General features: G+C 40.7%; 1 pseudogene. It reads right to left on the bottom strand.

Annotation, left to right across the window (positions count from 1 at the left end):
- Nucleotides 1-329: pseudogene (locus C1G53_RS08540) on the bottom strand (class I SAM-dependent RNA methyltransferase); the annotation flags it as partial.

Genomic DNA, 329 nt, shown 5'->3' with positions numbered 1-329 from the left:
AACTCCTGCCGCAAATGCATTCTTCTTCGCAATTTCAATCATACGAGCATCAATATCTGATCCAGTAATATCTAATACCAAATCTGTTTTGATAGAAGCTTGTGCTTCTTTGCGTAATGCAACCACCAATTGATCCTCAACCCACGGCCATTCCTCAAATGCAAAACTTCTCTTCAAACCTGGGGCTATATTTTTAGCCAACATAGCTGCCTCAATACAGAAAGTTCCCGATCCGCAAGTAGGGTCAATAAGCGGTTTATCTGGATACCAATTCGATAATTGCAAAATAGCAGCTGCCATATTTTCTTTGATTGGTGCGCCACCTTTTT

Source organism: Streptococcus suis (assembly GCF_002960445.1).
GTDB classification, from domain to species: domain Bacteria; phylum Bacillota; class Bacilli; order Lactobacillales; family Streptococcaceae; genus Streptococcus; species Streptococcus hyiners.
The sequence above is the reverse complement of the archived record's forward strand: the minus strand, read 5'-3'. Positions and strand labels throughout refer to the sequence as shown.